Raw genomic sequence first — 12,985 nt, 5'->3', positions numbered from 1 at the left:
TCGTAAAGTGACAACGTTCATTGTCATAACTGTGCGGCGCAGCCCTTACGGGCTCACTGGAGAGAGACGGATGGCGTTCGACGGACGGAAGCTGGGCAAGCAGGGCGGCGATTTTCAGACGCAGGCCGAGATGGATGTGCTGATCGTCGGCACCGGTTTCGCGGGCCTCGGCATGGCGATCGCCCTGCAGAAGGCCGGCATCAAGTCTTTCCGCATTCTCGAACGCGCCGCTTCGGTGGGCGGCACCTGGCGCGACAATCACTATCCGGGCTGTGCCTGCGATGTGCAGTCGCACCTGTATTCGTTTTCCTTCGAGCAGAACCCGGACTGGAGCCGCATGTTCGCGCGCCAGCCGGAGATCAAGGCCTATCTCGAAAAGTGCGCACAGAAGTACGCGCTGGAGCCGCATATCGAGTACGGCGCCGAAGTCGTGCAGGCACGCTATGACGAATCCGCGCAGCGCTGGTCTGTCACCACGCGCGCCGGCAAGGTCTACAGCGCCCGCGTGCTGATTTCCGGCATGGGGGGGCTGTCGACGCCGGTGATCCCGGAACTGAAGGGCATCGAGACGTTCAAGGGCGAACGCTTCCACTCGGCGCAGTGGAACCACCAATACGATCTCAAGGGCAAGCGCGTCGCGGTCATCGGCACCGGCGCCTCGGCGATCCAGTTCGTGCCGCAGATCCAGAAGCAGGTTGCCAAGCTCGACCTGTATCAGCGCACCCCGCCCTGGATCATGCACAAGCCGGATCGCGCGATCAGTGCGATGGAGCAGAAGCTGTTCCGCAAATTGCCGCTGGTGCAGCAGGCAATGCGTTCGGCGATCTATCTGATGCTGGAAAGCCGCGTGTTCGGCTTTGTGATCAACCCGGGAATCATGAAGCTGATCGAAGGGCAGGCGCGCAAGCACATCCGCCGGCAGGTCGACGATCCTGTGCTGCGTGCCAAGCTGACGCCGGACTTCCAGTTCGGCTGCAAGCGCGTGCTGATCTCCAACGATTACTACCCGGCGTTGACGCAGCGCAATGTCGATGTCGTGACCGACGGCATCCGCGAAGTCCGCGGGAACAGCGTTGTCACCGTGGATGGCCAGGAGCGCGAGGTCGACTGCATCATCTATGGCACCGGCTTCGCCGCGCAGGATCCGATGCCCAGGGGCGCCGTCTTCGGTCGTGGTGGCGTCGATATCACCGACGCCTGGTCGCAGGGTCCGGAGGCTTTCAAAGGCACGACGGTCGCCGGCTTCCCGAACTTCTTCATGATCGTCGGACCGAATACCGGCCTCGGCCACAGTTCGATGGTCTACATGATCGAATCGCAGGTTGCCTACGTGCTCGACGCGGTCAAGCAGATGCGCGCGAATGCCTGGGGCTCGGTCGAGGTAAAACCGCAGCGGCAGGCGACGTTCAACGCCGAGCTTCAGCGGAAACTGCAGCGGGCGATCTGGAGCTCCGGCGGCTGCAAGAGCTGGTACGTCAATGAGCAAGGCCGCAACACGACGCTGTGGCCGGGCTTCACTTTCAAGTTCCGCCAGGCCCTGAAGCGTTTCGACGCTGCGGACTATGCGACCGAGGGCGTCAGGCGCCCGGTTGCAGCGAAAGCGGCCAAGGTCTGAGCGGTTCGTTCGATCGTTTATCGTTTACGGCATTCATCGGGGAGTGGGCATGAAAAACTTCAATGGCAAGGTTGCGGCAATCACCGGTGCGGGTTCGGGCATGGGTCGCGAACTGGCGCTGCAACTGGCGGCGCGCGGTTGTCATCTGTCGCTGTCGGACGTCAACGAGACGGGCCTTGCCGAAACTGTCGCGCTACTGGCCGGCAGCAAGGTCAAGGTGACGCATGCGCGTGTCGACGTCGCCGATCGCGAAGCGATGTTCGCCTGGGCCGACGCAACGGCGCGCGAGCACGGCCAGGTCAATCTGATCTTCAACAATGCGGGTGTTGCGCTCGGCGCGACTGTTGAAGGCATGAGCTACCGTGACTTCGAGTGGTTGATGAATATCAACTTCTGGGGTGTGGTGCATGGCACCAAGGCTTTCCTGCCGTATCTGAAGACGAGCGGCGAAGGCCATGTCATCAATACCTCGAGCGTGTTCGGCTTGATCGGCGTGCCGTCGCAGTCGGCCTACAACGCGGCCAAGTTTGCGGTGCGCGGCTTCACCGAGTCGCTGCGCATGGAGCTGGATATCGAACAATGCGGTGTCAGCGCCACCAGTGTCCATCCGGGCGGCATCAAGACCAACATCGCCAAGGCGGCACGCATGGACTCCAGCATCCAGAAGCTGGGCATGGACGAGAAGGCCTCATCGGAGTTCGAGAAGAACTTCATCACGACCGCGGCGCGCGCCGCGACCATCATCATCAAGGCGGTCGAGTCCAACAAGCGTCGCGTGATGGTGGGGCCCGATGCCTATGTCGTCGACCTGATGGCGCGCCTGCTGCCGTCGCTGTACCAGCGGCTGGTGATTGGCTTTTCGCGCAGCAGGATGGGGATGAAGTAAGCTGCACGCTGTGCCTTTCGGCCTTATATAACTCGCCATTAATGGCGAATATATTGACAAATTGTCAGATATTCGCCATTAATGGCGCGTTATGAAGATCAATGAGCAGCTCACTGACGAGGCCGTGCTGCGCGAACTGGGTGCGCGGATTGCGGCGCTGCGTCTGTCCCGCAACCTGACTCAAGCCGAACTTGCAGAACAGGCGGGCGTTTCCAAGCGCACGCTCGAACGCCTCGAAGCTGGCGCGGTTGCCGCTCAGATGTCGGCATTCCTGCGTATCTGCCGTGTGCTCGATTTGCTCGAGCAGTTCGATCGCATCGTTCCCGAACCGGCGCCGAGCCCGCTGGCGCAACTCAAATTGCAGGGGCGCCAGCGCAAAAGGGCGAGCGGCAAACCGGCGTCGCCCGGTGTCGCCGAAGCGGGCAGGAAATGGCGCTGGGGCGATGCCGAATGAGCTTCAAGCCGAAGTCCCATGAGCCGTTGTCATGAGTACGTTGGCTGAAGTCCGCCTCTGGGGGCGCATGATCGGTGCCGTTTCTCTGGACGAATCCACGGACGTCGCGTCTTTCGAGTACGCGCCCGAATTTGTCGGCAGCGGGATTCAGCTGGCACCGCTGACGATGCCGCTGAGTACGCAGATTTACCGATTTTCTGGCTTGCCGCGAAGCACTTTTCACGGCCTGCCGGGGCTGCTCGTGGATTCGCTGCCGGATCGCTTCGGCAATGCGCTGATCGATATATGGCTGGCAACGCAGGGTCGCAAGCCGGAGAGTTTCAACGCGGTCGAGCGCCTGTGCTACGTCGGCGCACGCGGCATGGGCGCGCTGGAGTTTGCACCTGCGCAGGGACCATCGCCGCAAGCCGCGCGGCGCATCGAGATCGAAGCGCTCGTCAGCCTTGCATCCGATGTGCTGCGCGAGCGCAATGGCTTGAAGGGAAGCTTCAAGACCGCGGCACGGCGCAACGCGCTCAACGACATCCTGCGCGTCGGCACTTCGGCCGGCGGTGCCCGCGCAAAGGCGGTGATCGCCTGGAATCCGCAGACCCATGAAGTCCGCTCCGGGCAGGTCGATGCCGGCAGCGGATTCGGCTATTGGCTGCTGAAGTTCGACGGCGTCAGCGGCAATCGCGACAAGGAAATCGAGGATCCACAGGGCTATGGCGCGATCGAGTACGCCTATGCACTGATGGCGCAGGCTGCTGGCATCACGATGAGCGAGTGCCGTCTTCTCGAGGAAGGGGGACGCCGGCATTTCATGACGCGCCGCTTCGATCGCAGCGACAGCGGCGGCAAGCTGCACATGCAATCGCTGGGGGCGTTGGCGCATTTCGACTATAACCAGGCCGGTGCCTATTCCTACGAACAGGCGCTGCAGGTGATCCGCCAGCTTGAATTGCCGATGGCGTCCCTGGAGGAGCAGTTCCGGCGCATGGCGTTCAACGTCGTCGCGCGCAACCAGGACGATCACGTCAAGAACATCGCGTTCCTGATGGATCGTGAAGGGCGGTGGTCATTGGCGCCGGCATTCGACCTGATCTACAGCTACAACCCGGGCGGCGACTGGACGGCAAGGCATCAGATGACGCTCAACGGCAAGCGCGACGACTTCACGCTTGCGGATTTTCGGGCCTGTGCCAGGAGCGCAATGCTCAAGCGCGGACGTGACAAGCTGCTGCTCGAGGAGGTGACCGCTGCGGTCGCGCGCTGGCCGGAGTTCGCGAAGCAGGCCGGCGTCATGCCCGAGCAGCGCAGGCAGATCGCACGCGCTCACCGCCTGAACATTCCGCCCGACTGAGCGCTACTTCAGCGCCTCGAGCGCTTCCCAGCGCACGTAGATCTGCGCGAGTTCCTTCTCGATCGCGCTCAGACGCTGCTGGGTCTTCAGCACCTTGTCCTTCGAGCCCTGATGGAACTCGGGCGATGCCAGCTGCTGTGCGAGTTCGGTCTGCTCGGCTTCAAGCTTCTCGATGCGCGCCGGCATCTGTTCGAGCTCGCGCCGTTCCTTGGTGTTGAGCCTGTTGGCCGCAGGTGCGGGGCTTGCCGCAATCGCTGGCGCGGCGGGGGCTGCCGGCTTTGCAGCTGGCTTGGGTGGCGTGCTGACCGCGGCGGTCGACTGCCGCATGCTGTCGGCATAGCCGCCGACGTAGTCGCCGACCTGGCCGTTGCCTTCGAAGACCAGGCTGCGTGTCGCGACATTGTCGAGGAATTCGCGGTCGTGGCTGACCAGCAGCACGGTGCCTTTGTACTCGATCAGGCGCTCTTCGAGCAGGTCGAGGGTTTCCATGTCGAGGTCATTGGTCGGCTCGTCGAGCACCAACAGGTTCGAGGGCTTGCAGAACAACTGCGCGAGCATCAGGCGGCTGCGTTCGCCACCGGAGAACACCCGCACCGGAACGCGCGCGCGATCCGGCGTGAACAGAAAATCCTGCAGATAGCTGATGACGTGACGGCGCGCGCCGTCGATCTCGACGAACTCCTTGCCGTCGCCGACAGCCTCGACCGCGGTCTGATCCTCGTTGTACAGCGGACTGCGCAACTGGTCGAAATAGGCAACTTCGAGCTTGGTGCCCAGGCGCACTTCGCCGCTGCTCGGTTCAAGTTTGCCGAGCATCAGGTTCAGCAGCGTGGTCTTGCCGGCGCCGTTGGGGCCGATGATGCCGATCTTGTCGCCACGCAGCACGACGCTGGAGAAGCGCCGGATCAGCGTGCGTGAATCGTAGGACTGGCTGACGTCGGTCAGCTCGGCGACAAGGCGGCCGGAGCGTTCGGCTTCCTGCACCGCCATCTTCACTTCGCCGCTGCGATTGCGGCGCTGGCTGAACTGCTCGCGCATCTGCATCAGCGCCTTGACGCGGCCGGCGCTGCGCGTACGTCGCGCCTCGACGCCCTTGCGGATCCAGACTTCCTCCTGGGCCAGGCGCTTGTCGAACAGCGCGTTCTGCTGGGATTCCGCATGCAGCGCTTCGGCCTTGCCGCGCAGATAGAAATCCCAGTCGCCGTCCCAGGAGCTGAGCTTGCCGCGATCCAGATCGCAGATGCGCGTCGCCAGGCGCCGCACGAACGCGCGGTCGTGGCTGACGAAGATCAGCGCGCCGGTAAAGTCCTGCAGCAGCGCTTCAAGCGCCGTGATGCTCTCGATGTCGAGATGGTTGGTCGGCTCATCGAGCAGCAGCACGTCGGGCTCGACGACCAGGGCCTGGCCGAGCAGCACGCGGCGCTTCTGTCCGCCCGAGAGAGCCGAGAACTCGGCCTCCGGCGGCAGGCCGAGCTTGGAGATGATCGCCTCGACGCGGCTTTCGGCGGTCCAGGCATTGCGGACGTCCATCTCGGATTGCACATCGGCAATCTGGTCGAGATCCGGTTCGTCGGCATGGATCAAATGGTGATAGCGCGCCGCGAGCGTGCCCAGGTCGCCCAGGCCCTGCGCGACGACGTCGACCACGGTGCCTGGCATCGACGCCGGAACATCCTGCTGCAGACGCGCCAGCTTGAGACCCTGCGTGCGCACGATCTCGCCGCTGTCCGGCATGATTTCCTGCGCGAGCAGTTTCAGCAGCGTCGACTTGCCGGTGCCGTTGCGGCCGACCAGACAGACGCGCTCGCGGGCTTCCATGCTGAATTCGGCATTGTCCAGCAGCACCGTGTTGGCAATGCGCAGCGAAAGATTCTTGAAGCCGATCAGCATGGGAGGCGGGGGCGTGACGAGGGCGCACAGTGTAACGATGTGACGCCGTCGGCAGGCGGCTTCTGACCATAGAATGTGAACTGTCACAGGGGATTCTGGGGTTCTGCATGAGATCGGGTGTCGCCGCTGTTGCCATCCTGTCGTGCCTGTTGCTGGCGGCTTGCGGCGAATCGACCGCGATCACTGGCGGCGGCTCGTCGGGGCCGCGCCTGCCGGCGGAGCGTCCCGGCGCGGAGCAATGCGCCCAGTTGCGGCCCGCGCGCTGGCTGCCGGCCACCGGACATGCAGAAGCAGGCGCCCGCCTGCGGACCGTGGCATTCCAGTTCAAGCAGGACGTTCGCCACGTCGTCAGTTACGGGAGTTTCCGCACCAAGATGCGCTGCCTGGTCGAAGACCATGCGGTGCCGCTGATGAAGCCGGGCCTGCCGATGCTGCTGGTGTTCAACGAGGACATCGGCCTGATGGCGCTGGCCACCGGCACGCGCGGCGCACCGGTACGCGCTCAGGCGGGCACGCTGCTGGGCGCGCCGCTCGGCGACAGCCTGCCGGCGGGCATTCTTGCCGGTCTCGGTCTGCTCAATGTCGCCTTCGCACCGCAGGCGCTGGCATACCAGCTGCGCCTGGGGCCCATCGATCCGCGCAAGCAGGTATTTGTCGCCGCGACGGACACCTCGGCGCGCGCGTTTTCGCAGACGTTCTCGGACATCGCCCGCGATTACGGGGTCTATGTCGTCGCCAGCAACAATCAGCCGCGCTACCGCGCCTCGCGCGATCCGGTCGACATCGCGCTGTTCGCCGATCCCGATCTGGGAACGGTCGACGAGGTGTACGTCGCAACCACGGCGGTCGTCACCAACCAGACCATTCTGTGGGGGCCGCGGGACCTGTACCCCGACGCGCCGCGTGGCGAAACCAATCTGCTGTTCCGCAACGACAAGGTGCCGCTGACGAGCATCGAGCTGAACCTGCTCGGTCTCGACGAAGGGCCGGCCGAAGGCGAGGCCGGACTCGCCAATGCCGCGGGCCATGAGGTCGAAGGGTTTCGTCTGGGCTTCGCCACTTCCTTGCCGGCATTCCAGTGGGGGTCGGACTTCGGTGCTCCGCCGCCGGCCGAGCCCTGCGCTGACCTGCGCACAAGCTATATGGCCTGCATGCACGCGCTGGGCGTCAAAGTCGTCGTGCAGGCGGAGGCCAATCCCGGACGCTGGGCCGCCGACGTGGCCGGTGGCTGGCAACCGCTGGAATGGATGAACTCGACCTGGCGCAGCGTCGCCGATCCGCATGCCGGCTTTCTCTACAACATCTGCCCGCACCTGGTCGGCAATCTGCTCGACCTGCCGTTCGACGGGCAGAGCGTCATTGCCAAACGCGGCGCGCGTGGTGGCGGAGCCCACTATGTCGGCAATACCGAATTCGTCGTCGGCACCGATCTGGAACCGTACCGGCCGTATCTCGGCACCAAGCCGGAGCTCATCGCGATGGCGCCATGGGTCACTGCGGATGCGTCGCGCGACGAACTGCTGGCAACCGGTTCGGCGCTCGCACCTGGCTCGCGCGATATCCTGGAAAACGACTATCTGGAAACCGCGGTCTGGGCCGACCTGATCCGTTGATGCTCAGGCCCACTGCGTTGAGGTGCCGATGAAACGCCAGCGCATCGCGATCGTGGGCCACGGTACCGGCGGGCAAGCCGCCGCGCTGATGCTCACCGCCGATGGTCATGAGGTCGAGGTCTTCGAGCGGGCACCCGTGCTCGGCCCCGTCGGTGCCGGCTTCCTGCTGCAGCCGGTCGGATTGTCGGTGCTGTGGGAACTCGGTCTGCTGAAGCCGGTGCTGCGTCATGGCGCGCCGATCTCCCGGTTGTATGGGCAAACCGCGGCCGGTCGTGCGGTCATGGATATCCGCTATCGCGAGCTCGACACCCGGCTGTTCGGGCTCGGTCTGCAGCGCGGCGCATTGTTCGCGCTGCTCGACGAGGCCTGGCAACAAGGGCGGCGGATTCACCGCGGCTGCGAGATCGCGCGGATCGATACGCACGGCGGCGCACTGATCGACACGGAGGGCCGCCGGCATGCCGGCTACGATCTGCTGATCATTGCCGACGGCGCAGCCTCGCGACTGCGGCGGCAGATTGTCGGCGCGCAGCTGGACCGGCCGTATCCCTGGGGTGCGCAATGGTGTCTGGTGGCGCGCGGCGACTGGCCTTGGCACGACGAGCTGCAGCAGCGTTATGTCGGCGCCCGCCGCATGATCGGCATGCTGCCGGTCGGCACGCGGCCCGACGATCCGGTGCCGCGGCTGAGCTTCTTCTGGAGCCTGCCGGTTGCGGCGCTCGATGATCAGCGCGCCGATGCCGCGGCCTGGCGCAGCGACGTGGCGCGCGTCTGGCCGCAAGCGGCGGAAAGTCTTAACGCCACCGCTGTTCCCGAAGGACTCAGCGCCGCGCGCTATCGCGACACGGTGCATCGGCAGTGGTATCGCGAGCGTGCCGTGCTGCTGGGCGACGCCGCGCACGCGATGAGTCCGCAGCTCGGGCAGGGCGTCAACATGGCGCTGCTCGATGCGCGAGCCCTGCGCGATGCCTTGCGCCGACACGCCGGCATGGACAATGCGCTGGCCTGTTACGAGCACGAACGTCAACGCCATGTCGGCATCTACCATTTCTGGAGCCGCTGGCTGACGCCGCTGTTCCAGTCCGAGCTGGATGCGGCCGCCACGATGCGCGATGCGCTGTTTCATCCGCTGTCGCGTCTGCCGATCGGGCGCGGACAGATGCTGCGTGTACTGACCGGAACCCGCCGGGGCTGGTTGGGAACGATGGCATTGCCGCCGGCTTTTTTGGATAGCATGAGCGGCTTGTCTTCCTAGGAGCGGTTCTTGGTCACCAGTGGGCACGAAGTCGTTGCGACATTTGCGCTCGGAATGGGGCTGATCTTCTTCCTGACCGACGCGAAGAGCCGCACCAGCCGGTCGCTGGGTCTGTTCCTGTTCCTGCTCGGCATCGCGGTCTATGCGAACGCACTGGTGCCCGAGTACTGGATGGGCGAACTGCCGCCGTGGGCGCGATTTGTCGGTGCGCTCGATGCGCTGACGTTCATCGTGGCGACCGAATGGGGTATTCGCGTCGCCGCAACCGTCAACGACGCGCAGACCTTCTCGCGACGACTGGCGGTGATGCGCGTCGCGCAGGGACTCTCGGTGTTTTATGCGCTGCTCGTGGGGCTGCTGCCGGAGTCGCGCTATGGCGATCTCGCGCATGCGCTGGCCAGCGAGCAGCTGCCGCCGCCGCGCTTTCTGCTGTTCGTCGTGCCGGTGCTCGCGGCGGGCGTGCTGGTTTCGATTTCCGGATGGCTGCTGATCCGCAGCCGCCCCGATCGCGCCGAGCAGGTCCGTATCTTCGCCGTACTGGCGGCAATGCCGTTTCTTGGCGGCGCGCTGTTCGTGCCGACCGCCTCCGCACCGATGGTGATTGCGATCGGCGAGGTCATCTTTCTGTACGGCGCGCTGCGTTATCACATGATTCTCGGCGCGCGCGGCAACTTCATGTCACAGTTCCTGTCGCCGCAGGTTGCCGAACTCGTGCGCACCCGCGGGCTACGCCATGCGATGGCGCGCAAGCGCATGGACGTCGCCATCGTCTGCTGCGATATCCGCCGCTTCACGGCGCACGCGCAGGATCATTCGCCGGAGCAGGTGATGCGCCTGCTGCGCTCGTTCTACGCCGCTGTCAGCGCGGTGGCGCAGGAGTACGGCGGCACCGTGAAGGATCTCGCCGGCGACGGCGCGCTGATTCTGATCGGCGCGCCGGTGGCCTACGAAGACCGTGCACAGCGCGCGATGAAACTGGCGCGGCGCCTGCAGTCGCGCGTGCGGCCGACTGTCAAACGCTATTCGAGCAATCTGGGTCTCGGCGTCGGTGTCGCCAGCGGTAGCGTCGCGGTCGGCATCGTCGGCGAGGGCGGGCGCTACGAATACATGGCGGTCGGGCCGGCGGTGAATCTGGCTTCGAGACTCTGCGACAAGGCCGCCGACGGCGAGATACACATCGACCAGGACACGCTGCTCGCGAGCGGCGAAGTCATGCCGGCCATCCGCAAGAAGCGCTATGTGAAAGGCATCGAAATGCCGGTGCAGACCTACGTCATTAGCGGTTGAGCACAAAAAAAGGCCGGATGCGTCAGCACCCGGCCTCGGAACATTCCGTCGCTTACTGAACCTGGACCGGACCCTGCAGCGGCGTGCCCAGGCTACGGCCGGTGCGGTCGGCCAACGCGGCGCCGACGTTGACCTTGTACACACCGTTCTGGCTGACCGGGAACAGCAGCATGCGCTTGTTCGTGCTGCCGAGCTGCCAGGTGCCGGCGACCGGCTTACCGTTTGCATCGATGACACTGAGGCTGGACGCTGCCTTGCCGGCATCATCGAAATCGCCGTTGAACATCAGCACGATCGCTCGCGTGTAGGCGGCCGAACCGGCATAGGTCAGCGACAGACGCTGTTCGGACGGCGTGCCCCACCACTGGGTGAGCGCCGGCTTCGGCGCGGCCGGCTTGCTGGCGGGCTTCGCTGGGCTGCTGGCCGCGGCAGCCGGCTTCGGCGTTGCGGCGGGCGCCCTGGTTGGCGCCGCGGTCGGTGCGGGAGTGGGCGCGACGGTTGGCGCTGGCGTCGGTGCGACGGTGGGCTCGGGTGTCGGTTCAGCGGTCGGCTCGGCAGTCGGTGCAGCGCTGGCCTCAGGAGTCGGCTCGGTCGTTGGCGCGGCCGTGTCTTCCGCAGGTGCCGCTTCGGTCGTGTCGGCATCCGCTGCTGCGACTTCGACGGCTTCGGTGGCTACCGGCTCGGCAGGCACCGCGGCCGTCGCCGTATCGCTGTCGGCCGTCGCGCTGGTATCGAGCGTGCCGGCGAAGACTGCTGCGACATCGCCGCTGTCCGCGCTGGCCTGTTCGGCCTTGTGCTGCGGATATTTGGCATCCAGCGCGAAGTAGGTGGCCGCCGCGACAGCTGCCGATGCCACTGTAATCATCAAAACTTTAGCGACCATGGATCGACTCTTCCCCTAAGGCTGATCAATAAATTCCGGGTGCTTTGCGGTCAGCGGGCCTGCTGCTCGATTTCGAAAAAACCGCTTTCAATCATGCCCTTGCATATTCCGGCCGATGCGCCGGACCGTGCGCGCAGCGCGGGTCCCGGTCGTCGGACACCGGACTATCCAGCACGAATCTGCCCCCGTCAATGGCAGCAACGGCCAGCTTCGCGGGTTGCTCCGCCGTGTCGGCTGACATGGTCGGCTGCGATAATCCACGACTGACATTCTCCGTCTTCTCATCCACCCCTTGATCCACCCTTTGGAGCAGCGATGAACGATCGCTATCTTGATTTCACCCATTCTCCGTTCGGCAAGAGCTTTGCCGCGATGCTCGGCCTGCCGACGCCGCCGCGCTTGCGTCGTGCCGATTCGCCGTGGGCTGCCGACGCGCTGGCCGGCATGCCGGTGCTGCTGGGTGCCGATCGTCGCGCGGTGCTGACCGAAGCGCTGGTCAAGGCGCTCTCCGTCGGCAATGCGCAGCTGCGCATCGTGCCTGAGCACGCCGGCCTCGCGCCGATCAAGGCAGCCGCCGCCGCGCTCGATGTCGCGTTGACGGGCCAGCCCGCCGCCGCCGCAGGCGCCGAGCCAAGCAAGGCGCTGGTCTTCGATGCCAGCGGTCTCGACAGCGTCGATGCGATCCGCGACGTCTACGAATTCTTCCAGCCGCTGGTGCGCGGCCTGCCGTCGAACGGTCGCGTCATCGTGCTGTCACGCGCGCCGGAGTCGACCAGCAGCGTCAACACGCGCACCTTGTCGACCGCGCTGCGCGGTTTCATCCGCTCGCTCGCCAAGGAAATCGGCAAGAACGGTACGACCTGCAACCTGCTGGAAGTGACGACCGGCGGCGAAGCCTGGCTGGATGCGCCGCTGCGCTTCTTCCTCAGCGCGCACTCGGCGTACATCTCGGGCCAGACGCTGACCGTCTCGCCGGGCCCGGGTTCGGTCAAGCCGCTGGCCGGCAGCCTGGTCGGCAAGACCGCGCTGGTCACCGGCGCCGCGCGCGGCATCGGCGCCTCGATCTCCGAAGTACTGGCCCGTGAAGGCATGACGATCGTCGGCATGGACCATCCGTCGCAGGAAGGCGCGCTGGGCGAGACGATGGCCAAGTACGGCGGCGTCGGTCTCGCGCTGGACGTGACCGCGGCCAATGCCGCACAGCGCATTGCCGAGGAAGTCGTGCCGCGTTTCGGTGGCCTCGACGTCGTCGTCCATAACGCCGGCGTGACGCGCGACAAGATGCTGCGCAACATGACGCAGCAGCACTGGGACATGGTGCTCAACATCAACCTCGCGGCGATCCTGCGCATCAACGAAGGCCTGCTCGACAAGGGTCTCAACAAGGACGCGCGCATCGTCTGCATCTCGTCCATCGGCGGCATCGGCGGCAACGCCGGGCAGACCAACTACGGCGCGACCAAGGCCGGCATCATCGGCTACGCCGAGGCGATGGCGCCGATCATGGCCAAGCGCGGCGGTGCGATCAACGCGGTGGCGCCGGGCTTCATCGAGACCCAGATGACCGCCGCGATGCCGCTCGGCCCGCGTGAAGTCGGCCGTCGCATCAACTCGCTGTCGCAGGGCGGTCTGCCGCAGGACATCGCCGAAGCGGTGGCGTTCTTCGCATCGCCGGCCGCCGGTGGCGTCAACGGCCGCACCTTGCGTGTGTGCGGCCAGAACTGGTTCGGCGCCTGAGGCGCCGCTACCGTTCACGGTAA

At 65.4% G+C, this 12,985-nt stretch carries 10 protein-coding genes; 8 read left to right on the top strand and 2 right to left on the bottom strand.

The annotated features are described in order from the left end of the window. Nucleotides 1-70 precede the first annotated feature (70 nt). The 4 genes from AC3WUF_RS07160 to AC3WUF_RS07145 all read left to right on the top strand — a co-directional run bounded on the left by AC3WUF_RS07160 (nucleotide 71) and on the right by AC3WUF_RS07145 (nucleotide 4,297). Complete coding sequence (locus AC3WUF_RS07160) at nucleotides 71-1,615, top strand: flavin-containing monooxygenase (RefSeq protein ID WP_492423940.1); 1,545 nt, start codon at nucleotides 71-73, stop codon at nucleotides 1,613-1,615. Between the two features lie 49 nt (nucleotides 1,616-1,664). After that, complete coding sequence (locus AC3WUF_RS07155; protein ID WP_492423938.1) at nucleotides 1,665-2,501, top strand: SDR family NAD(P)-dependent oxidoreductase; 837 nt, start codon at nucleotides 1,665-1,667, stop codon at nucleotides 2,499-2,501. 91 nt (nucleotides 2,502-2,592) lie between these two features. Next, nucleotides 2,593-2,955: a helix-turn-helix transcriptional regulator gene (locus AC3WUF_RS07150; protein WP_492423936.1), complete on the top strand. Its 363-nt coding sequence runs from the start codon at nucleotides 2,593-2,595 to the stop codon at nucleotides 2,953-2,955. 31 nt (nucleotides 2,956-2,986) lie between these two features. Next, nucleotides 2,987-4,297 carry a type II toxin-antitoxin system HipA family toxin gene (locus AC3WUF_RS07145; protein ID WP_492423934.1) on the top strand — a complete coding sequence of 437 codons (1,311 nt, stop codon included), beginning with the start codon at nucleotides 2,987-2,989 and terminating at the stop codon, nucleotides 4,295-4,297. A gap of 3 nt (nucleotides 4,298-4,300) precedes the next feature. On the opposite strand, the gene AC3WUF_RS07140 is transcribed toward AC3WUF_RS07145, so the two are convergent. Continuing rightward, the gene (locus AC3WUF_RS07140) at nucleotides 4,301-6,187 is read right to left on the bottom strand and encodes an ATP-binding cassette domain-containing protein (RefSeq protein ID WP_492423932.1); all 1,887 of its coding nucleotides are present in this window, start codon (nucleotides 6,185-6,187) and stop codon (nucleotides 4,301-4,303) included. Nucleotides 6,188-6,294: 107 nt separating this feature from the next. Between AC3WUF_RS07140 and AC3WUF_RS07135 the strand changes: the two genes are divergently transcribed. Genes AC3WUF_RS07135 through AC3WUF_RS07125 form a run of 3 tightly spaced genes read left to right on the top strand, consistent with a single transcriptional unit; the run spans nucleotide 6,295 to nucleotide 10,342 of the window. Next, a complete protein-coding gene (locus AC3WUF_RS07135) occupies nucleotides 6,295-7,800 on the top strand; it encodes a hypothetical protein (RefSeq protein ID WP_492423930.1) in 1,506 nt (501 codons plus the stop codon). Between the two features lie 28 nt (nucleotides 7,801-7,828). After that, the gene (locus tag AC3WUF_RS07130; protein ID WP_492423928.1) at nucleotides 7,829-9,055 is read left to right on the top strand and encodes an FAD-dependent oxidoreductase; all 1,227 of its coding nucleotides are present in this window, start codon (nucleotides 7,829-7,831) and stop codon (nucleotides 9,053-9,055) included. A 9-nt stretch (nucleotides 9,056-9,064) separates the two neighbouring features. After that, nucleotides 9,065-10,342, top strand: a complete 1,278-nt coding sequence (locus AC3WUF_RS07125) for an adenylate/guanylate cyclase domain-containing protein (RefSeq protein ID WP_492423926.1) — start codon at nucleotides 9,065-9,067, stop codon at nucleotides 10,340-10,342. Nucleotides 10,343-10,394: 52 nt separating this feature from the next. On the opposite strand, the gene AC3WUF_RS07120 is transcribed toward AC3WUF_RS07125, so the two are convergent. Next, the gene (locus AC3WUF_RS07120; protein WP_492423924.1) at nucleotides 10,395-11,225 is read right to left on the bottom strand and encodes a hypothetical protein; all 831 of its coding nucleotides are present in this window, start codon (nucleotides 11,223-11,225) and stop codon (nucleotides 10,395-10,397) included. 315 nt (nucleotides 11,226-11,540) lie between these two features. On the opposite strand from AC3WUF_RS07120, the gene AC3WUF_RS07115 reads away from it, so the two are divergent. Next, nucleotides 11,541-12,962, top strand: a complete 1,422-nt coding sequence (locus tag AC3WUF_RS07115) for a 3-oxoacyl-ACP reductase (protein ID WP_492423922.1) — start codon at nucleotides 11,541-11,543, stop codon at nucleotides 12,960-12,962. Nucleotides 12,963-12,985: the final 23 nt, after the last annotated feature.

This window comes from Fontimonas sp. FW305-C-3 (genome assembly GCF_058783185.1).
Note: the sequence above shows the minus strand (reverse complement) of the source record. Positions and strands in the feature narration are given on the sequence as shown.

What these genes read in the sequence shown, in the direction of transcription:
- AC3WUF_RS07160 (WP_492423940.1), top strand. Translation starts at nt 71, where the DNA reads ATGGCGTTCGACGGACGGAAGCTGGGCAAGCAGGGCGGCGATTTTCAG.
- AC3WUF_RS07155 (WP_492423938.1), top strand. Translation starts at nt 1,665, where the DNA reads ATGAAAAACTTCAATGGCAAGGTTGCGGCAATCACCGGTGCGGGTTCG.
- AC3WUF_RS07150 (WP_492423936.1), top strand. Translation starts at nt 2,593, where the DNA reads ATGAAGATCAATGAGCAGCTCACTGACGAGGCCGTGCTGCGCGAACTG.
- AC3WUF_RS07145 (WP_492423934.1), top strand. Translation starts at nt 2,987, where the DNA reads ATGAGTACGTTGGCTGAAGTCCGCCTCTGGGGGCGCATGATCGGTGCC.
- AC3WUF_RS07140 (WP_492423932.1), bottom strand. Translation starts at nt 6,187, where the DNA reads ATGCTGATCGGCTTCAAGAATCTTTCGCTGCGCATTGCCAACACGGTG.
- AC3WUF_RS07135 (WP_492423930.1), top strand. Translation starts at nt 6,295, where the DNA reads ATGAGATCGGGTGTCGCCGCTGTTGCCATCCTGTCGTGCCTGTTGCTG.
- AC3WUF_RS07130 (WP_492423928.1), top strand. Translation starts at nt 7,829, where the DNA reads ATGAAACGCCAGCGCATCGCGATCGTGGGCCACGGTACCGGCGGGCAA.
- AC3WUF_RS07120 (WP_492423924.1), bottom strand. Translation starts at nt 11,225, where the DNA reads ATGGTCGCTAAAGTTTTGATGATTACAGTGGCATCGGCAGCTGTCGCG.
- AC3WUF_RS07115 (WP_492423922.1), top strand. Translation starts at nt 11,541, where the DNA reads ATGAACGATCGCTATCTTGATTTCACCCATTCTCCGTTCGGCAAGAGC.